The 19,276-nt window shown below is 36.7% G+C and carries 18 protein-coding genes and 2 pseudogenes; all 20 read left to right on the forward strand.

Translation table 11 applies throughout. From position 1 onward, the window contains the following. Positions 1 to 4,951 (forward strand): annotated as a pseudogene (locus Q0Y70_RS06415) (hypothetical protein); the annotation flags it as partial. A 10-nt stretch (positions 4,952 to 4,961) separates the two neighbouring features. Beyond that, positions 4,962 to 5,693 carry a hypothetical protein gene (locus Q0Y70_RS06420; RefSeq protein ID WP_297818496.1) on the forward strand — a complete coding sequence of 244 codons (732 nt, stop codon included), beginning with the start codon at positions 4,962 to 4,964 and terminating at the stop codon, positions 5,691 to 5,693. Next, positions 5,693 to 8,599: a phage tail spike protein gene (locus tag Q0Y70_RS06425; RefSeq protein WP_297818499.1), complete on the forward strand. Its 2,907-nt coding sequence runs from the start codon at positions 5,693 to 5,695 to the stop codon at positions 8,597 to 8,599. The genes Q0Y70_RS06420 and Q0Y70_RS06425 overlap by 1 nt, the downstream gene beginning before the upstream one ends. A gap of 8 nt (positions 8,600 to 8,607) precedes the next feature. Next, on the forward strand, positions 8,608 to 8,811 hold the full coding sequence (locus tag Q0Y70_RS06430) for a hypothetical protein (protein ID WP_297818502.1): 204 nt from the start codon (positions 8,608 to 8,610) through the stop codon (positions 8,809 to 8,811). Then, the gene (locus Q0Y70_RS06435) at positions 8,777 to 11,413 is read left to right on the forward strand and encodes a BppU family phage baseplate upper protein (RefSeq protein ID WP_297818505.1); all 2,637 of its coding nucleotides are present in this window, start codon (positions 8,777 to 8,779) and stop codon (positions 11,411 to 11,413) included. The genes Q0Y70_RS06430 and Q0Y70_RS06435 overlap by 35 nt, the downstream gene beginning before the upstream one ends. A gap of 6 nt (positions 11,414 to 11,419) precedes the next feature. Further along, positions 11,420 to 11,746 (forward strand): hypothetical protein, encoded by a 327-nt coding sequence (locus Q0Y70_RS06440; RefSeq protein ID WP_297818508.1) that lies wholly within the window; start codon positions 11,420 to 11,422, stop codon positions 11,744 to 11,746. Beyond that, a complete protein-coding gene (locus Q0Y70_RS06445; protein WP_297818511.1) occupies positions 11,743 to 12,069 on the forward strand; it encodes a hypothetical protein in 327 nt (108 codons plus the stop codon). Before Q0Y70_RS06440 ends, Q0Y70_RS06445 begins: the two co-directional genes overlap by 4 nt. Continuing rightward, on the forward strand, positions 12,059 to 12,454 hold the full coding sequence (locus tag Q0Y70_RS06450; protein ID WP_297818514.1) for a hypothetical protein: 396 nt from the start codon (positions 12,059 to 12,061) through the stop codon (positions 12,452 to 12,454). The genes Q0Y70_RS06445 and Q0Y70_RS06450 overlap by 11 nt, the downstream gene beginning before the upstream one ends. Further along, complete coding sequence (locus Q0Y70_RS06455) at positions 12,451 to 12,801, forward strand: hypothetical protein (RefSeq protein ID WP_297818517.1); 351 nt, start codon at positions 12,451 to 12,453, stop codon at positions 12,799 to 12,801. The genes Q0Y70_RS06450 and Q0Y70_RS06455 overlap by 4 nt, the downstream gene beginning before the upstream one ends. Positions 12,802 to 12,846: 45 nt before the next feature. Continuing rightward, on the forward strand, positions 12,847 to 13,347 hold the full coding sequence (locus Q0Y70_RS06460) for a hypothetical protein (protein ID WP_297818520.1): 501 nt from the start codon (positions 12,847 to 12,849) through the stop codon (positions 13,345 to 13,347). Between the two features lie 108 nt (positions 13,348 to 13,455). Further along, on the forward strand, positions 13,456 to 13,920 hold the full coding sequence (locus Q0Y70_RS06465; RefSeq protein WP_297818523.1) for a hypothetical protein: 465 nt from the start codon (positions 13,456 to 13,458) through the stop codon (positions 13,918 to 13,920). After that, complete coding sequence (locus Q0Y70_RS06470; protein WP_297818527.1) at positions 13,920 to 14,090, forward strand: XkdX family protein; 171 nt, start codon at positions 13,920 to 13,922, stop codon at positions 14,088 to 14,090. The genes Q0Y70_RS06465 and Q0Y70_RS06470 overlap by 1 nt, the downstream gene beginning before the upstream one ends. Then, positions 14,062 to 14,478, forward strand: a complete 417-nt coding sequence (locus Q0Y70_RS06475; protein ID WP_297818530.1) for a hypothetical protein — start codon at positions 14,062 to 14,064, stop codon at positions 14,476 to 14,478. Before Q0Y70_RS06470 ends, Q0Y70_RS06475 begins: the two co-directional genes overlap by 29 nt. A gap of 12 nt (positions 14,479 to 14,490) precedes the next feature. Next, positions 14,491 to 14,754 (forward strand): hypothetical protein, encoded by a 264-nt coding sequence (locus Q0Y70_RS06480; protein ID WP_297818533.1) that lies wholly within the window; start codon positions 14,491 to 14,493, stop codon positions 14,752 to 14,754. Next, complete coding sequence (locus Q0Y70_RS06485) at positions 14,741 to 14,902, forward strand: hypothetical protein (RefSeq protein ID WP_297818536.1); 162 nt, start codon at positions 14,741 to 14,743, stop codon at positions 14,900 to 14,902. The genes Q0Y70_RS06480 and Q0Y70_RS06485 overlap by 14 nt, the downstream gene beginning before the upstream one ends. Further along, positions 14,895 to 15,428 carry a holin gene (locus Q0Y70_RS06490; protein WP_297818538.1) on the forward strand — a complete coding sequence of 178 codons (534 nt, stop codon included), beginning with the start codon at positions 14,895 to 14,897 and terminating at the stop codon, positions 15,426 to 15,428. The genes Q0Y70_RS06485 and Q0Y70_RS06490 overlap by 8 nt, the downstream gene beginning before the upstream one ends. A 44-nt stretch (positions 15,429 to 15,472) precedes the next feature. Further along, a complete protein-coding gene (locus Q0Y70_RS06495) occupies positions 15,473 to 16,558 on the forward strand; it encodes a GH25 family lysozyme (RefSeq protein WP_297818542.1) in 1,086 nt (361 codons plus the stop codon). Positions 16,559 to 16,715: 157 nt separating this feature from the next. Continuing rightward, the gene (locus Q0Y70_RS06500) at positions 16,716 to 16,919 is read left to right on the forward strand and encodes a hypothetical protein (RefSeq protein WP_297818545.1); all 204 of its coding nucleotides are present in this window, start codon (positions 16,716 to 16,718) and stop codon (positions 16,917 to 16,919) included. A 15-nt stretch (positions 16,920 to 16,934) separates the two neighbouring features. Then, positions 16,935 to 18,794 carry a type I-E CRISPR-associated protein Cse1/CasA gene (locus Q0Y70_RS06505; RefSeq protein ID WP_297818548.1) on the forward strand — a complete coding sequence of 620 codons (1,860 nt, stop codon included), beginning with the start codon at positions 16,935 to 16,937 and terminating at the stop codon, positions 18,792 to 18,794. A gap of 269 nt (positions 18,795 to 19,063) precedes the next feature. Continuing rightward, a pseudogene (locus tag Q0Y70_RS06510) lies at positions 19,064 to 19,276 on the forward strand (DNA-processing protein DprA); the annotation flags it as partial.

The following is a 19,276-nucleotide window of genomic DNA, read 5'->3' on the forward strand; positions in this document are numbered from 1 at the left end:
GAAGCAACTAGAACTGGCAGTACAAGATCTTGCCATCTCAGTTGGAGCAAAAGTACTACCTTCTAACAACAAAGTTGCCAAAGCCTTTGGTAATTGGGTTGTTTCTAAAGAAGGTCAAGCAAGCATTAATGGTGTTGCAAAAGCGATTGGTAATACCAGTTCTGAAATTGGGAAACATTCTTCTGATATTATCATGTTTTTCCAAGGTATAAAAGATGGAAGCAAAAATGCCTTAAACTCTTTGAAATCCATTGGAAATTGGTTCTCTCATTTACCAGGTGTAAGTACAGCGGTTAAAAATGTTAAAGCATTCTTTAGCTGGATGAACACTAAAATGGGCGGAAATAAGAACAAAAACGCTTTCGTTCGTTTTGCTGGTCAAGCAGTGGGAGCAATTGCTACGATTTTTATTCCTTTGAAATTGCTGAAAAAATCAATTCAAGGAGTAGCTGCTCTCGGTAAAGATGTTGGAAGTCTCTTTAATTGGCGTAAAGGCAATAAGCTTGTTCAAGAACGAAATGCTTATATGGAGCGAATGATTAAGCTTCAAGAAGAATCCATCAATCTTACTAAACAGCAAATTGGGCTTGATCAAAAAAATACAAAGCCTACTAGTGGGGCAACCGGTGGCTCATCTTCTGGAGACGCATTAGATACTATCCTTGATAATGTAGGTGGCTCTGGCAAAGAGGGAAAGGCTGTAAAGGAAGCTGAAAAAGCCGCTGATAAAGTTCATATGGGCTTCTTTAAGCGACTTCGTCTAAAACTTAAAGGCGGCTCTGGACTGACATTCGCTGAAGTATTTAGAGGAGTTAAACCAGCCGCAGAAGCCGCTGGAACAACTGCTTCTAAAGGCTTTTTTGGTAAATTTAAGTCATTACTAAGTAAAATAAATCTTAAAAATTGGAAAATTTTTGGTGGTGCTGCTAAGGCTGGCGCAGAAGTTGGAGCGAAGGCTTCTACTGGATTTTTAGGAAAAATAAAAGGTAGTTTTTGGAAACTATTAGGTCTTGGTAAAAGTGCGATGGGATTCTTTGATAAAGGATTCCTGGGACTAGGATTAGCAGGTAATGCTCTAGACATTATCGGAGGCATTAGAAAGAAAAACTCACCAGAGCAATCCCGTCAATTAGGTTCGGGTGTTGGTGGTGCAATGGGAGCTGGCATAGGAGCAGCTCTTGGCTCAATCATACCTGGAATTGGAACATTAGTCGGAGCTGGGCTAGGACAATTAATCGGAACCACAGCTGGCAGATATTGGCCAGAACTTACAAGAGGATTTGGAGTAGCAGTTAAAAATGGCATTAATGTCGGCAAAGATATGTGGACCTCCTATTGTTCATTTGTTAAGGGAACTGGTACGGCATTAGGTAAACTTCTTAAAGGCGACTTTAAGGGAGCATGGGAAACCGTCAGAAAAGGTGGAGAACAAGCAATTTCTGGCGTAGTTAGCTGGCTAGACAAACACGGCTTAAAAGGAATAAAAAATTGGACCAGTAAATCAATCTCTTTAATTCAAAAAGGAGATTGGAAAGGTGCTGGTCACAATACTCTTAAGAGCTTTCAATCTGCATGGTCGGGATTTTCGTCCTGGTGGGATAAAAACATTCTCGGCAAAACCAAAAAGAGTTCTTCAACGTCTTCCAAAAAGAGCACTCCGACAGCGGCTAAGATCAAATCTTTAGGTGGTAATCACTATTCAAAGAAAGACATTGCTAACGTTAAAGCAATGAACAAGGCAATTACTGCTTATACTAGCTCTTTGAGCAAGTTAAAAGCCACCATTAAGAAAAATGATCCAACCAAAGAATTAAACGCAATGAATAAGGCTTTAGTTGGTCATACAAGTGGCTGGACTAAAGCGGCTACTCCTATTAAAAAGATTGGGGAAGCTTTTTCAACTTTGGCGAAATTCACATCCTCAATGGCTAAAAAGGATGCTTTCCAAGTATTTAATAAAGACTTACCAGACTTAGACAAAACCTTACAAAAGCACTCTACAAGTATCAAAAAGGGACTAGAGAAGCTTAATGATACTTTGAAATCTGGTAAAAAGTCAAACGGTTTAATTGATAACTCAAAAGCCTTAGCTGATGCTTTTGATAAATTAAAATCAAAAGTTAACAAGTTAAAAGATCCAATTTCATCTGTTTCTTCTTCATTTGGTAAGCTTCAAAAAGCTATGAAAGCCTTGGTATCTGGCAAAACAACTGAGTTTGAAAAGCTAGGTAAAGGCTTAGATAAGATGCAAACAACGTTCTACCACGTATTAAAAGGGAAGAATTCTGTTCCTAACTTGGTAGAAAGATTAACCAACTCATTTACCAAAAACAAATTAGATAGTGTTCTTAACAAGATTGAAAGTCCTTTAAAGAAGTTAAAAAATGACTTAACGACTATCAAGAAACCACTTGATTCTATTTCGACTTCAATCTATGTCATCAATAAAGACTTAGCTGGATGGAATAAGAAGAACCCATTAGATGCTATGGCAACTGGGTTCAAGAATCTAGATAAAGTTCTAGGATCTGTTTCTGGTAAAAACGGTATTGCATCTAAACTTGAAGCTATTTCAAAAGCATTTGGAACTGCTGGTAAAAAGAAGTCAACTGGTTTTGTTGGAGCTATGAAGGAAATTAATAGTCCTTTAAAGACTATGACTAGCAATTTCCAGAAGCTTCAAACCCCAATTACTAAGTTTACTTCTGCTATGACCAAGTTAGGAAATGGTAAGAAAAATCCAATTAATAACTTTGCAACTAGCCTGAAGAGTCTAGGCAGTGTATTAGGTGGTAAAAATAAACTCGTTAAAGATTTGCAAGACTTGAGTTCTGCAATTGGTGGAGTTTCAAAGGGCAAAGGAAAGAAATCTACTAGCGGACTTGTTGCTGCATTTTCGAGTTTAGCAACGCCTGCAAAGAAAGTTTCCGATGCATTTTCTAAGTTAAACAAGCCTATGTCCGCCATAAGTAAGTCACTTAAGTTATTCAGTGGTAAAAGAAATAAGAATAATCCTTTAATGAATATGGCTAAAGGATTTGAGAAGCTAAATGATGTCTTTAAGAGTAAAAAAAGCAATGTTACTACAAAAATGCAAGAATTTGTAGAAGCATTACAAGGTGGAAAAGGAAAAAAAGCTAAAAGCTTGCCAACTTTGCTAAAAGATACTAACAAGCCTTTATCTAAATTAGCATCATACTTTAAAGAATTACCTAAGCCATTAAAGAATTCAAGTGCGGGAATGAAAGCCTTTAGTAAGGCCTTGAATTCGTTTAAGAGCAAAAAGAGTAACTCAATTAGTGCCGTGACTTCAGCAGTCAAATCGCTCTATACTGCTTTAACAAAATATCCTTTTGGTGAAGAAATGAGTGACCAAGCAGAAATTGCAACAAAAGCTTTATCTGGTAATAGTTTTGCTAAAAGATTTGTTAGTGCTGTAAAACAAATTGAAAAGAAACTTGATACTTTTAAATCTAGCTTTAACAAAGATTGGTCTAAGCTTTGGAAAGAACTAAATACCCCTGTCAAAAAGGGATTAACCACAGTTGAAAAAACAACCGCCACTGATTTAAAAAAAGTTCAGAAAGAACGGGGAGATTTCCAAAAGACATTCTTATCTCAATGGAAGAGTTTTATCACAAGTGTACAAACTACTTTTAGGACTGGATTAAACACATTACCTGGATATGCGTCTTCTGCTATGAGAAGTGTAATTAGTCGCATGAATGCAGGTATCGGTGGTGTTAACAGTGTCATTGGTCAATTTGGAGGGGACAAGAAACTGTCAACTATTAGATATGCTAATGGTACCGAAAAAGGGCATCCAGGTGGTCATATGTTAATTAACGACAGCGCAAAGCCACATTGGAAAGAACTTGTTAAATTCCCGGGCAAGCCATGGACTATGTTTAGTCAAAAAGACACATTTATTCCTAACGCACCAAAAGGAACACAAGTGCTTAATGGGGATGATACATACAGCCTTATGGCTAAACATGGAATTTCTGCTTATGCAGATGGTACGTTGGATCCTGAACAAGCTTTAAAGATGATGGATGAAATTGATAAAAACCCATTAAAAGCTTTAAAGAAAGCCTTTTATAGCAAAGCTAGTTTTGCTACAGGTTCAGCAGTGGTGAGAGATTTTGGTAGTGCTTTATCAAATGCATTCTTGAATGCAATTAAGAATCCATTTAAGAAAGCTATTGATGAATTTGGCGGATCAATTGCTAATCCTGGTGGTGCAGGCGTTGCAAGATGGCGTCCCTACATCGAAAAAGCAGCCAAAATGATGCATGTTAACTTAACTTCTGCTGGCTTGGCAAAAATTTTGAGTAATATTGCTCACGAATCAAATGGTAGCCCTACAGTAGTTAATACTTGGGATAGTAATGCTCGAGCAGGACATCCTTCTATTGGATTAGTTCAGTTTATTCAGCCCACTTTTGATCGTTATGCTATTAGAGGACATAACAATATCAGAAGCGGTTTTGATCAATTACTTGCATTATTCAATGATTCAAATTGGTTTAACGATATTGCCCCAGGTGGTGGTTGGGGTCCAAGCGGAGCTCCAAGATTTGCCGATGGTGGCTTTTCATACAAACATCAATTAGCAGAAATATCTGAGGGCAACAAATTGGAAGCTATTATTCCTATGGATCTAAGTAAGCGCCCAAGAGCTTTAGAATTGATGTCCCAAGTTATTGCACGAATGCAAGCAGATAGTGGAAAACCGCTTATCAAATCTGATAATAGCGAAACCAATATAGTAAGCCAAAAATTAGACTCTTTAATTGGATTACTAGAAAAACTACTATCTCAAGATCAAACTATCGAAACTACTGTTACTTTAGATAGTCGCCAAATTGCGAAAGCTATTGCTCCATATAACCGTATTGAAAATACTAAAGCAGAAATAGCCCGTAGATTGGGATTAAGTGGAATGTAAAGGAGGATAAATGAGTACAGACTTAATTGTTAAAGATCAGTCATTAATAAGTGATTATGGAACATATATCCAATATCCATTAGTAATTGCTCATGCATCTCCCGAACTTTCACCAGTGTCTATAGCAGGACATAGTGGAGATTTGCTTACAAGTAATCACAGGTATCCTAATATAACGCAAACATTCAATTTATATGCAACGACAGAGGCCGGTTATGAAACATGGTCTCATTTAAGTCTAGATATTAATCAATGGCTAGTAAGCGAAACTTACCAGCCTATTTATATAACTTCACAAAATGATTGGCGCTGGGAAGGCTATCTGTCACAGCCTGCCAGTTTCACCCCTCAAAATGATTTTGAAGCAACCGCTTCAATTTCATTTAATTGTAAGCCGTTTATGAAGCGGCTAGATGGAGCTGAGTTTAAGCCGATTGTATCTCCAGTAATTAATACTGAACAAATTTTTGCAGAACCAACTTTCCATATAATTGGGAATGGTGACTTTGTAATTGAAGTGAATGGTCAAGATTATAAATTAAATGGAGTAGACGGAGAAATATTCGTTGATAGTGAGATGCAATGGATTTACAAACATTCAATGAATGAAAACAGAAGCAGTCTTGCAGAATTTCCAAATAACGATTTTCCGATTTTAATACCTGGTGAAAACACAATCGCTTTAAAGTCTGGGACAGCATCGGTATTTGAATTTAAACCAAATTGGAGGAAATTAGCATAATGATGATCAATAAAGTGCGTCATTATCCACGTCTTTATAATAAAGCATCAGACAGTTTATCCAACATGGGGCTTGGCCCTATGAAAGGAATAAAAACAGCATCGGTACAAAGAGATGCAAATAAAGTACCAGTTTTAACATTAACCTATGACAAAGACGATATTCTTGCACCTGAGCTTAAACCAGGTCGAATAATTGTGACTAGTATGGGGCCAAGAGATGATGAGAAAGAACAAAAATTTCGAATTTCTCAAGTTAATGGTGACAAACTAGAAGAATTAAGTATTTCAGCTACTCACGTTGCTGGTGATCTTGCATATAATGTCATTACAAAAGATATTAGCATTGCTAATGCTAGTCCTGAAACTGCATTTGACAGTATTAAAGAAGCTCTAGGAGATCCACTCCCGGAGCTTTCTTTCTACTCTGATATTCCCAAAGTGGCTAATTTAGGTTGGTCTTTTAAGGATGCTACCGCTGCAATCAATTTATTATTGGGCGAAGATCAAGCTGGTGATGAAACTGTTAATACCATGCAAGCTCTCTATAGTGGAGAGTGGACTTTTGATAACTACAAATTTTCGCTCTTGCAACATGCAGGGCAAGATACTGGATTGGTTGTTAAATATGGTAGACGCCTAAAATCACTAAATCAAGATACTAACGTTGATAATACTTATAATGCCATTTTTCCTTATGCGACATATTCGCCAGACACCATTACTGCACAAGAGGGCGGAACTCCAATGGACGGTCAAGGTGTTGTGCAATATGTTGGAGCAGGAGGTGCCCAAACATTTGATAGTCCATATGAAGGACATCATGTTAATGGGCATGTAAAAAATGGATCTTATTATCAAGTAGAAAAGAAAGCCGATGATAATACCGTTAATGGTGATACCTGGTATCTTATTGGAAATGGTCAATGGATCGACGAACACTTTTTCACCTTTGATAAAACGGGCGCTTATGTAGTTAACAAAGCCCAAGGTCAAGGAACTATTCGTGTATCATCTGATAGTGCTGACGGAGAAGGCTTAATTGTAGACTACAGTGGTGTAGGAACAATTTCCTATAGTGGTAAAGGAAAAGTAGCCCTTTGGACCAGTCCTTTTACAGGTCGCCATGTATCTGGTCAATATGTTGCTAATGGCCGTTCTTTTAAGATTTTCGCCAAAGCGACGGATTACTCTGGGAAGGTTTGGTATTGCTTAGGTAATCGAGAGAGTCAATGGATTGACTCTCAATATTTGGTTTTAACTAAAGAGAATGATTACACTAAAAATGGTACTCGCGGTATTTTATCGGTTGCAGGGCAGCCCCAGAAACCTAAAACAACAAAAAAAGTAGCTGTTGCTAAAGGCGTTAAAAAAAGCTCAACTAGAAGAAAACGGTCCAAGCAAATTGTAATTAAAAAGAAAGCTATAACAGCGATGACTGGACCTGGGACTGGTAAGCAAATATCTTGGAGTGCTCCAGAAGGTTCGAGATGGTTAATTACTAATGTTGCCACAGATTATAAGGATCAAACCTGGTATCAAATCAGTACCTATATTTGGGTTAAAGAAGATGATACGATCTCATTTACTCAAGCCGGTACTGTAAAGCCTAATATTGACGATATCCAAAAAGATGTTGCTCAAAAAACCGGCAAGATCCCTATTTACAATGCACCTAATGGTACAAGAGTTACTAATCAATGGGTCGGTGTAGGAACTCAAGTCCCAATTCTCTCAAGTGCTGACTCAAATGGTAAAACTTGGTATGAAATTGGGGAAGGTAGATGGGTAGATGCAGACTACTTCACTTTTGAAAACCCTACTGATGTTGCGCCGGGAGATTACGATTCAGCTGAAGCTAATCTTGAAGTACCAGTCCAAGATGTAACAGTGACATTACCAAATTCAATTGTTACTTCACCTTTCATGGATGATAATGAGCGTCTACGGATTCAGACGGTGGATTTTTCATCTTATAACGTAAGAGATGCTGATAGATTAAAGGAACTGGCTGATCAATATATCAAACAATATCGTATTGGCTATCCTAACACTTCAATGACTCTTGATTATCAACAAATCTGCGATGAAGTGGATCTATACGATTTAGTTCATGTTCAGTATGAAAAATTAAATCTTGAACAAAAAGCAGAAGTAAATTCAGTGATATGGGATCCGCTAAAAGAAGAATTCACTCAAATTACCATCGGGGATTTACCTGTTTCTTATGAACATATTTTAGGCCAATATGTTCAAAAAACTGTTCAAAAGAATACGACAACTCTTGAAAGAAAAAGTACACATTTATTTGGTCAACTTCATCAGGCGATGAAAGAACAAGGTGATGACCAAAAAGCAGCTGTTGCTAAGATCATGAATGAAGTCGGAGGCGTAAAGGATGCTGTTCAAATGCATTACGAAAGTACTTTAGCTGAAATGCAAAAAATTGACTCTGATGTTTCTAGTATAAATGAATGGATTAATAGTAATTCCGGCGGAGTTATTCAAGCTATTCCAAATTGGCGATCTCCAACTGAATTAGTTGCTGAAACCGGTAGTGGTGGTCAAATGAAGTTCAACGCAAATGGGCTTCAATTTATAGGACCAGATGGCAACTTAAGGACAGCGATTGATAGTGAAGGAAGGATTGCGGGAGAATACGTTGACTTTGGTAGAGTAGATGCTTTATCCATAAAAGGTGTTGATATTGAAGGCGTCGGAGAAATTTATTCACATAATAATGGTAATTCGGCTGTAATGTCAGCTTCAGGATTTTCCGCCAGCACTAATAATCCAGGCGCTGTTTACACAATTGCTACCAACGGCTACGACATTAGATTAAGCGCAGGAGGAAGTGAACATTGGTTCACTTGGAATGACTTATATAAAGCATTAAGCAGAAAGTAGGTACAAATTTGCAAATAGATATTGAACAAGCTCTAAACCGATTAGCTTCTAATTTAGGAACGGCAAACGCAACTTTAAATTTGAAAATTGCAAAAATGGAAGTTGTAATTGAATCATTACAATCCGAAAATTCAGAATTAAAAATAAAGCTTAAAGCTTTGGAAGGAGGTAAGGCTGATGAGCATACCTCATCTAACACTAGACACAAATAAGAATTTGAAAAGAATGGTTAGAGTTGCAGTTCGTCAAACAGAAAAGGGAGGCTTAATTGAAGCCTCTTTTTTAGATGCGGATTCTAGACCATATGATTTAACAAACTTACATGTTACGTTTAATGATAGAAAAGCTAACAATAAGTTTTTATCAGACAGTAATGTAACTATTGTTGATGCAAGAAATGGCTCAATTAAATATACTTTGCATGACCAAACCTATGCCGGTAGTGGTACAGCTTGGTTTGATATTTCAGATGCCTCAGGAAGCAAAGTCGACAGTACACAAAGCTTTAAAATTGAAGTAGATGATGCATTTAATGTAAATATCTATAACAGTGAATATGTAAGATCGCTTGAACTATTAAGAGACAAAATGCAAGCTCTAGTTGACGCTGCAAAAAAACTTGAGGATGACCAAACCAATAAATTTACTCATGATTTATCTACTAACCTCTCTAATGCTCAAAATCAGTTAAATAGTAAATTAACCTCCATGCAATCAGCATATGATTCTGCTGAAAGGCAAAGATGGGGAGCTTTCAATAATGATCAAACTCAAAGAACCAATACTTACAATGCTGATAGAACAAATCGAGATAATGATTATAAAGCTGACAAAGCTCGAATCGATCAAGATTGGGTAAACGATAAGGCACGTATTGATAAAGAATGGCAAGATGATAAATCTAGAATTGATGGTGAAGCATCCACACAGCATACGTCAATTCAAAACCGAGCTGATAAACAAAACAAGGATATTCAAGCAAGAGCTGATAGCCAAAACAAGGATATTCAAGCAAGAGCTGACAGTCAAAACAGTTCTATTCAAGATAGAGCCGACAATCAAAATTCTACTATTAGTGCAGCTTGGAAAAAGCAAACGGATGATATTAATGCTGCCTGGACTGCCCAAAAGGCATTTCTTGATAATGCTGTAAATAGCATTAATTCAACTTTGGATACAATTCGAAAAGATATTGATACTTTGAGCAAAACGTCATTACCAGCTATGGATCAAAAGGCAACAGAGGTTCAATCCAAAGTTGATAAATTGCGTGCAGATATGTCTGCAATTGATTTCTCCAGCTATGCTAAAAAGACTGAGGTTGCAGTAGCAAGAGCGATCCCTTTCCCAACAGATATCACAGATTTAGATAAGCTCCCCGAAGGCCGATATAATCCAAGAAATCTCACAGAGGATCAATGGCAAAAAATTAAGCATATCCCACCAATTGATCATTTCGGTATGATTATTTGCTATCGTGAAGATGGCGATGGTTGGCAATTAGCCTATTCTACTAATAACCCAACTATTATGTTCTTTCGTGGAGCAGGCGGTGGCACATATGCAGATTGGCAACAGTTGAAACAGCCAACCACTTCATACACAAACCAAGATATCGATAATAAAATTGCTGCAAATGTCCCTAGCGGCCCAATTACTATAGGCTATGATATTGACACAAAGAACGTCACAAATGAAACGAATCGCTATGACCACCGCTGGTTAACTGATTCAGGAACTTTAAAAACTTTTGCAGATGCAATTCAAGCATTGCGTGGTAGCGGTGCACATAGATTAAGCAGCCCAGTTGATTTGAATAAAATTTTAGGCAATCAGATGCAATTGTCAGTGTATAATTGCCCAAACTCAGATAATACAAATACACCTTACTTTTTTAACGATCACAGAGGGACTCTAATTGTTGCCAATTATGATGGTAATGCTAAAACACAATTTTGGATTCCAGTAGGAATGCCAGGAAAGAATGGGTTTGCTTACCGTTATATTGAAGGGCCAAACTTTCAACCATGGCAGCAAATTGCAAATCAAGTATTTGGTAATGAAAATGAGGACTTATTTGCCTATGATAGCTCACAAGTTAGAACCTATAATGGCAATGGCTCAAGCGTCAAGAATAAGCCGACTGAACTGGGCAACAAATCCTGGTTTAATGTGATTTATAAATTTTATCCTGGAGGATGGGGGACGGCTATCCTACTTAGTCAGGATCAAGAAATTTATATTAACGCAAAAAATGGAACTGAGTGGGGAACATGGCAAAAGATCCCTACCAGATCTGAATTTGAGGCTGTTAAAAATTCTTCAAACAATGCCTTATCACGTGCTGGTGGTAACATGAATTTGCGATCCACCATTAACTGGAATGGCGGAAATATCAATGATAAAACCGGTAATTTAGGTGGCTTATATTGGCAAGGTGGAACAGATAACATAAAAATATTTGCCGATCAGAACGGCAATGATAACCTAGATCTTGTCATTCAGTTAGGCGATGACAACTCTAACCACGTTTCTTTTAGAAATAATGGTGGCTCTGAAGTCGCAGCCATTAGAATGGATGGTAAGTATACTGGTAGGTTAGATTGGAATAACATTGATGGAAAACCGGATGTGGCTTCAAAGAGTGATATTACCAACTTAAATTCAAGAATGAATTCATTAGATCACGAATTGACTCAAAGAGTAGGAGTACTTGAGTCTAAAATGCCAGATATTCAAACCGTTTCAAGTGAAGCTGAAGGTAATACTTATCTTGCTTCACATCCGAATGCAATTATTTTCGTGAAAGGATGATAAAAATTGATTAAAGAAATCATTACTAGTGCGGGAAAATTTGAAAAGAGTTTAATTGGTCAAAGCGTTTATGTGCCTGGTACTGCACCTCAATGTAATGTTGAAACAAACAATAATCCAGATAACTTTACTATAAAAGCTCAAAGCTGGACGGTAGACAATGGCGGTAATGGAACCGTTGATTACGAAGTAAATATTAATGGTAAAAAATATATTCATGTGGTAATGAATAGTCAATCTGTATGGGTTGAAAAATCTCAAATTGGGGGGGTAGTTAAAGCCCTCTATAGTCGCATTCTTAGCTACTTTCAGCGTTTGGAGGTGGCAGCATGATTAAAGAAATTATGACTAGTGAAGGTAAATTCTTTAAAGAATTAAACGGAGTAAAAGCCGTTCCAACTGATCCTAATGGCTATTTGGCATATCAAACAGATTTAACTATTGGTGCACCAAATTGTGCCATTTATAATAACCCTGCTTATTTGTATGGACGCGTAACTTTGCACGGCACTAAGGGTTACATGGCTAAAGTCGCTAATGATTGGTGTTTTATTGCTGAAAGTGCTGTAAAAATTGTAGGGGGGGGTAAAATCCGCCTCTATCAAACTATTGCATCGTTTTTCTGTAAGAAAGGCGGTGTATTAAATGGCTATTAGTGAAATCATCACGAGTCAGGGAACTTATAAGAAGGATATTTTGTATTCTACTGTAAAGTTAAATAATTCATTAAAGTGGATTAGCTCTACGACCAATTTAGTTGATGTTTTATCAGATGTTTTCAGCGGTAAAATTGCCCAAGAAGAATTATTTTGGATGAGTGATGGCGATCACCCCGAAACAGCAATAATTAAATCAATTATTCAAGATAAGTATGGTAAGCAATTTTGGCATATTGGCGCTGATCCAATAAACAAGCCATATTCATCTTATGATGTCATAATTGAAGCCAATAACAATTTAATTATTGGGGGGGTAGTTAAAGCCCTCTATCTTTTAATACATAAGATAGTTAACCACCTTGAAAGTGAGGTGGCAGCATGATTAATATTTCAGAAATAATGATTGGTAATGCTAAATTTGTACCAATTGGTGGCAAAGTAATTCAAGTCACTCAAGAGAACCGATCTATAAATCGTTACTATTTGGATTATGAAGCCGACGCCGCAGGAGATAAATTCAAGTTTTCATTAACGACCCCAGATGAATACAATAATGGCTCTATTACTTCTCTCGTCCCTTACCTAATCTTGGGCATAGTCAAAGACCCTAAAGGAGAAACTTTTGTCGGTATGATGGCTCGATATGGCAGCATATACTGGTACAAATATTCCGATTTGTTGCCGTACTTAAGGACAGCTAAAGAATTATCAGGTGGGGGGGGTAAATAACCTCCTCTATCCACCTTGCTACAGCCTTCAAGAGGAGGTGGTAGCATGCTGATTGATAATTCTATAAAGAAAGTAATGGTTGGCTCAGATAATATTGAAAAAATATTTAACCAAACTGGTACGCTTTGGCAATATCACTATGGGATTAATACTGAACTAGTTTTTAAGGGCGATACAGCACTATTAGATATTGATAGATTGCCTAAAGAACATATGGCAACAGTAGGGGGGATCACTGCTCCATTCTATGACGAAAGTGGAATTTATTTCTATCCCATGTGGTGTCCCTATGACGATCAGCATCAGTATTATACTGGACTCCCCACAAATGAATATGATCCCTCCAGCGCACCAGCCAGACCTTCTCAGTTGGTTGCACAGGCACCCAATAGTTACTCAATAAATACTGGTAACCTATTTGGTACCCTTCAAACTTCAATTGAAGATGGCGGAAAGCATCTACGTCTAACCTATGTTAATACTGGTTCTTTATCTCCCTATGAATTTATGCCGACAAAATATGTAAAGATTAAATTTAAATTTTAATTATAAGAATCATTGATTTTCAATGGTTCTTTTTTTGTTTTCAAAAACTCAAGCCTTAGCGGGCGTTTCACTAGGGCTTTTTTTCATGAAGTAGAAAGGACAATAAAAATGTCACAAACAATTAATACTTATTATATTAGTAAAGATGATCAGCCATGTATCCCAGTTTTAATGGCTGTGACCTTAGAAAGAAATACCTGGCCATTTGTTGTGGAAGCTCCTGATCCAAGCTTAAAATCTCCAAAATATGATTGGAATAAGTCTGAATGGCACGATAATGACACTGAAACCTATGGTCAAAGAATTGCAGCAACAGAAGAAAAAGTTAAAGAACTTGATACTACGGCCGACAAGTTAGAAAAGACTGCTCAGACATTAGCAAATACACAAAAAGCTAGTGGTCAACAAAGCCAATTGGTTGCTCAACAAATCATGTCAACTCAAAAAATGATGATGACCATGCAACAGACTTTAGCAGCTGTTGCTCAAAAAGTTGGGGCAGATAATCAAAGTGCACCAACTACAAACACTGAATCGAAAAATGAAACAACTGAAAACGGAGGTAAGGAATAATGGGTATTTTCGCTGAACAATTTGAACAAATGTACAAGATGGATTATCAATTCGGTTGGATGGATAAGAACGGTTTAAGAGGTATCGTAGCTCAAGGGTTCTTATCTACCGAAGGTTATGAAAGAATCACAGGCGATAAGTATGATTCAGAAATTTCTGAACAGGCTTAGTCTGACACCACGAAATGCGGAACTCGGAATCTCTTTAGTTTTAATTCTAAAAGGACTTTTATTAAGTTGGGCGAGTGGATACTTCTTTTATCCTCCTGAACTTGCTGCATATCTTAACAACAATTATCTTGATTTACTGTTCACTTTGATTGGTACGGCTTTATTAATTTCATCCACTATGAGAGAGCGGATCTTAGATGATAAAACACATAATGTAGCATTAAATATTGAAAAAGTATCGCTCGTTTTAGCTGGTGTGGCATTTTTAGCTTTGGCAACATTCCAGATTACTCATGGAGCCTTTACTGTGGAGTACAGAATGGGACATACAGCACTAGGCGACATGTTCTGTTTTTACATTACGGTATTGACTGCTAGAGATGTATAGGAGGTGCTCCAGTTGCATGATGTATCTACAATTATCAACGCGCTGGTTTCCCTCATTGGGGGCTTGGTAATTGCCTATAATGCATGGGGCAAGAAACACCGGACAACTTACCAAGATACGATTAAGACACTTAGAGAAGAAGTTAACCAGAAGAAGGAAGATACTGAGTTCTATCGTCAACGGTGGCTCACTGCAGAAAAAGGTAATGATGAGAAGGATAAGACAATTGCTCAACTAAAAAGAAAGATTGAGAGGCTTGAAAATGAAAAACATTAATACTCGAGTGATGGACTATGTAGTTTTAGTTCAAGATGAAAAAATAAGTATTGATCTAGTACCGTCAGATATCAAGACGGACGTTATTGAAATCATCAGCTATTTATCACATGGAGAATTGAAGAAAGCGGATGTTTCTAATGAATAAGACAGACCTAGTGATCAATGTTATCTGGGCATTCGTTATCGTACTTGGTACTTTAACGAGTGCTTTTTATCTACATAGTAAGACTAAAATTGCCCAGCTTAGAATTAAGCATCCCCAGTTGGCAGATGTTTTTGATTTTATCGGAACACTCGCCTTGCGAGCGTCTAACTATCAAGCATCTATTGATGGCAAAGATGGAAGCAAAAAGCTAGATGATGCAACTAATGAGGTATATAAGCAAATTAAGTCGCTCTATCCTCAATTACCAATTGATGAATCCACTATTCGCAATTATGTTCAACATGCTTATGATGATGTAGTTAAATCTGATACAGGGGTAGAACCGCCAGTTGAACCGATTGAAATTCCAAAAGTTTCGGCTCCAGACACTCCTGTACATGAGACAATCCCAGAAGTACCTAAAGAAAATGAGAATCAATCATCTGCAAGTCCACAGGCAGACAAATCGATTATTGAGTCACCCAAAGAAAATAAGGATGAATTGCTAGATGACTTACACGTATAATCAATATATTTTTGATTCATTCAAAAAGAAAGGAGATAAAACACATGGCGGAAAGCACAACGCAAATGTATGGAGTAGACGTATCCAGCAACAATTCAGCAAGCACAAATAACTATGTGAATTTTGGCTCAAAGTTCGTTTTTGTTAAGTTAACTGAGGGTACGAGCTATAAAAATCCTAGTGCAGCCACTCAAATTGCTACAGCAAAAGCTAGTGGTCAAGTACCATATGGCTATTTTTGGGCTATCTTTTCTGGTGATTCTTTCTTGGCTAAACTAAATGCCGAATATGCCGTTAGCACAGCTAAGCAGTTAGGTCTTCCAGCAGGTAGTTTTATAGCTACCGACTGGGAAAAAGGTGACGGAAATATAACCACAGGTAATACCGTTGCTAATACTCAAGCAATTCTAACTTCAATGAGAGTAGTAAAAGATGCGGGCTACCGACCTATGCTTTATTCAGGAGCTTATGTTTTAAGAACTAATGTAAATACTTCATTAATTCTTAAAGAGTTCCCTAACAGTTTATGGGTAGCTAGTTATCCAAGATCTGGCGCAGTTAATGAACCAGATTTCAACTACTTCCCATCAATGGATGGAATTGCAATCTGGCAGTTCACAGATAACTGGCAGGGAGCACGGGTTGATGGTAATATTGCAGTAATTGATCTAGCTTCAAATGATAATGGAGATGATGAAATGAATTGGCATCCAGGAGTCCAATATGATCAATTAGGAATTGTAAAAATTAATAATTCAAATGGTGCCGATCTATATGAGGATTCAACTTTAACAAAAAAAGTTGGGCACCGTGATTATGGTACGAGTTTTAAAATTAGTCGTGCTAAAAATGGGGCTGTATGTGCTGGAACCAATCAATGGTTTAGCCAAGCAGATGTACTAACTAAGATTAACCCACTCTCAGTTAATTCATCCGCTCCAGCTATATTTAGACTTACGTCTAACGAAGCGTGGACGCAAAATGAGCCTAATGCAGCAGCAAAAGGTATTAAGAAACACTATAAAGGTGAAACATTCAAAGTGTTCGGCAGAACAGGACAATATCTAAAAGTTGGTTCTGAACAAGATGGAAAATACTTTGATGGCACTAAAGGACAAATTATTTTATAAACTACGAAAGGAAAGTAGTTAGATAGCATGTTAAAAGCCACTCTGGAAGCTAAGAACTTCTGGGGTGGCTTTTTTTGTTTGCGTTTAATGTACTTTACAAAGTACATTTTGGAGAATATCATTTAGTTAAAGAATTTATTGTTGGGAGGCAACAAGGATGAAACAAATTAAATTTGATAAAGATGCTGATAAAGTCAATGTAACCGTTAATGATGAAAACTACGGCTATTTAGTATTTGATAAAGATCAAGATGCATGGGTTTTATGGCCTAAAGCAATTGATGATGGAGTAACTTATTGGCAAAGCCTGAAAGAAACCGAAAATCAAATAAAAGAGGAATTACAATCATCTAATAACTGAAAGGAATAAACATCTATGAACGATTTAGAAAAAGCTAAATCTTTGATTCTCAATAAAAAAACTTCACTAATTGATTTATCGAAAAATAATGAAATTCCATATTCTACTCTCCGTAATCTTAGATCTAATCCGGAAGATTTAACTAAAGCATCCTGGCAAAGAATACACAAACTTGCAAGTATATATGACAAAGCTAATTTAGACAATTTTAACTTAATCGATGATCCATGGATCAAAGTGCTTACTACTGAGGGAAAGACAGACACCGTATCACTCAAGACTCTCTTTCAAAATGCTCAAACCTATAGACGTCTCGCTGGGGAAATGCCCACACAAGATGTGATAATCTTAAGATTCTTATTAGCAATTTTAACTACTGTTTATTCACGAATGAATGCAGACGATAAGAATTATTCTTGGCTCAAAGTTGATAGTAAATACAGGGTATTAGAAATTTCAGAATCTAATTCTATTGAGGAGGATTTACTGAATACTTGGAAAACACTTTTTGAAAATAAAAGTTTTTCAAATTCAGTTATTAAATACCTTGAAACTAATAAAGATTTTTTTAAATTCAATGACATATTTTATCAAGTACCAGCTAATCTATATGATAAATTGGTTCCTGACAATAAACATATTGATATTGAGAGAAAACGCGGAGTAGTTGGCGTTAGACAAATTAATCGAACTATATCCGAAAGTGGAAATGATGTCGATGTTTTTTCTCCAAAATCCAATTCCGAAAAAGATAATTTAGAAATTGATGAATTGGCTCGCTGGATGATTATGTATGAAAATATTTCAGGTACTACCGAAAAGACAAAGATTAAGAGCGACAAATCTTTTAGTATTTCAGCAGGTTGGTATTATAGACTGGATGCGATTCACTTTGAATCCACTAATTTATTTGAAACGTTAATGTATAATCTGGTTCTTAAACCTTATTCTGACGGATATAGAATCGAAAAACCGATTTGGGAATTTTCAAGCATGCAAGACTACGTTGAATTTTTAAAAACTGATCCAAACCCACAAGAGTTTTCGATTAGTTTACTCTATACTTTAGCCGCTCGTATGTTCCATATCGAATGGGTAGATGGTAAACCAACTATCTTTTCAGCTGGCTTACCAGGATTTAATAATAAAAACGTGTTCAGTGAACCAATGGCCATTTGGACGTATAACAAAAATGAAGATAGTTATTACTCAGCAGCAATACCGATTGAAAGATTTGATAGAAATGCATGGCAAAAAACAGATAAATACATCGGTGTTCCTCATGAACCAGGATTAATGCAGTGGCTTAGAGAATTAGCAATCAAAGGTGCTATTTCAACTATTGAATCTATAGGTTTGCAATTTACTAATCTGGTTAGTGATGGAAAGAGCTATTCTCAAATTCCAATTGCTGAATACAATCAAGGATTTTGGATCCCTATTTCTGTCCTGCTTGATGAAAAATGGAACAAGAAGCTGATTATCACTACTAAGCAATTATCTTCTGAAATCAGCAATTATAACAGATTTATCAACCAAGTTTATCAACTTAGAGGCTTTGACAAAAAGATTGCTGACATGCATGCTAAACAGGCAAATGACCAACTGAACTACACATTAAATGATTTATTCAAAAGATGGAATTTTGACATACAACCATCTAGTGATTCACAAGAAGCAATAAGGTTATTTGAATTGTTAGATCAAGCGATCAAGTCGGCGGCTAATGATCTGGTTCAAAATGCATCTCCGCGAGATATAAAAGGTACCTTAGATGATGATGGCAATGTAGTAAATATTTTCACATTACACAATTGGTTTAGACTGAATTCGGCTCGAATTACTAAAAACTTAAACTCCGAATTAAATAATTAACAATTAATAAAAATATTTTACTTTATTGTTTTGATGTATAATAATAAAGATCAAGTTGAGAAACCGTAGGAGTAGGTTCTTAACTAAAAATAATCGATGAGGAGTCGTTGTTCGACTTCTTTTTTTATAGAAGAGAAATGAGTTTAAATTACATTATAAAACTATAGAAAACGTAAGAAGTTTTAAAACTGGCACACATTTGGCACACGCTTAGTTATTAGGAATTAAGCAAAGGGTTGATGTAGCTGCACTTATTCCGCCATAAATATACAGTATCTAGGTTCTCCGAACGTAACCGTATACTGGCGGGATTAAGCGAAAATGTTATTGTCACAGAAGCTAAGAAAAAATCTGGTTCTTTGATTACGGCAAATCTAGCTTTAGAAGCAAATAGAAATATATTTGCAGTACCGGGACCTTTGACTAGCCCTTTATCAGAAGGACCAAATTACTTAATCGCAGCTGGCGCAATGCCGATTGTA

Source organism: uncultured Lactobacillus sp., from assembly GCF_947367085.1.
Classification (GTDB): Bacteria; Bacillota; Bacilli; order Lactobacillales; family Lactobacillaceae; genus Lactobacillus.

Excerpts from the sequence above, each read along its gene's own strand:
- Q0Y70_RS06505 (WP_297818548.1), top strand. The coding sequence starts at position 16,935 with ATGAACGATTTAGAAAAAGCTAAATCTTTGATTCTCAATAAAAAAACT.
- Q0Y70_RS06495 (WP_297818542.1), top strand. The coding sequence starts at position 15,473 with ATGGCGGAAAGCACAACGCAAATGTATGGAGTAGACGTATCCAGCAAC.
- Q0Y70_RS06460 (WP_297818520.1), top strand. The coding sequence starts at position 12,847 with ATGCTGATTGATAATTCTATAAAGAAAGTAATGGTTGGCTCAGATAAT.
- Q0Y70_RS06450 (WP_297818514.1), top strand. The coding sequence starts at position 12,059 with ATGGCTATTAGTGAAATCATCACGAGTCAGGGAACTTATAAGAAGGAT.
- Q0Y70_RS06490 (WP_297818538.1), top strand. The coding sequence starts at position 14,895 with ATGAATAAGACAGACCTAGTGATCAATGTTATCTGGGCATTCGTTATC.
- Q0Y70_RS06500 (WP_297818545.1), top strand. The coding sequence starts at position 16,716 with ATGAAACAAATTAAATTTGATAAAGATGCTGATAAAGTCAATGTAACC.
- Q0Y70_RS06420 (WP_297818496.1), top strand. The coding sequence starts at position 4,962 with ATGAGTACAGACTTAATTGTTAAAGATCAGTCATTAATAAGTGATTAT.
- Q0Y70_RS06425 (WP_297818499.1), top strand. The coding sequence starts at position 5,693 with ATGATGATCAATAAAGTGCGTCATTATCCACGTCTTTATAATAAAGCA.
- Q0Y70_RS06485 (WP_297818536.1), top strand. The coding sequence starts at position 14,741 with ATGAAAAACATTAATACTCGAGTGATGGACTATGTAGTTTTAGTTCAA.
- Q0Y70_RS06445 (WP_297818511.1), top strand. The coding sequence starts at position 11,743 with ATGATTAAAGAAATTATGACTAGTGAAGGTAAATTCTTTAAAGAATTA.
- Q0Y70_RS06465 (WP_297818523.1), top strand. The coding sequence starts at position 13,456 with ATGTCACAAACAATTAATACTTATTATATTAGTAAAGATGATCAGCCA.
- Q0Y70_RS06475 (WP_297818530.1), top strand. The coding sequence starts at position 14,062 with ATGATTCAGAAATTTCTGAACAGGCTTAGTCTGACACCACGAAATGCG.
- Q0Y70_RS06470 (WP_297818527.1), top strand. The coding sequence starts at position 13,920 with ATGGGTATTTTCGCTGAACAATTTGAACAAATGTACAAGATGGATTAT.
- Q0Y70_RS06455 (WP_297818517.1), top strand. The coding sequence starts at position 12,451 with ATGATTAATATTTCAGAAATAATGATTGGTAATGCTAAATTTGTACCA.
- Q0Y70_RS06435 (WP_297818505.1), top strand. The coding sequence starts at position 8,777 with ATGAGCATACCTCATCTAACACTAGACACAAATAAGAATTTGAAAAGA.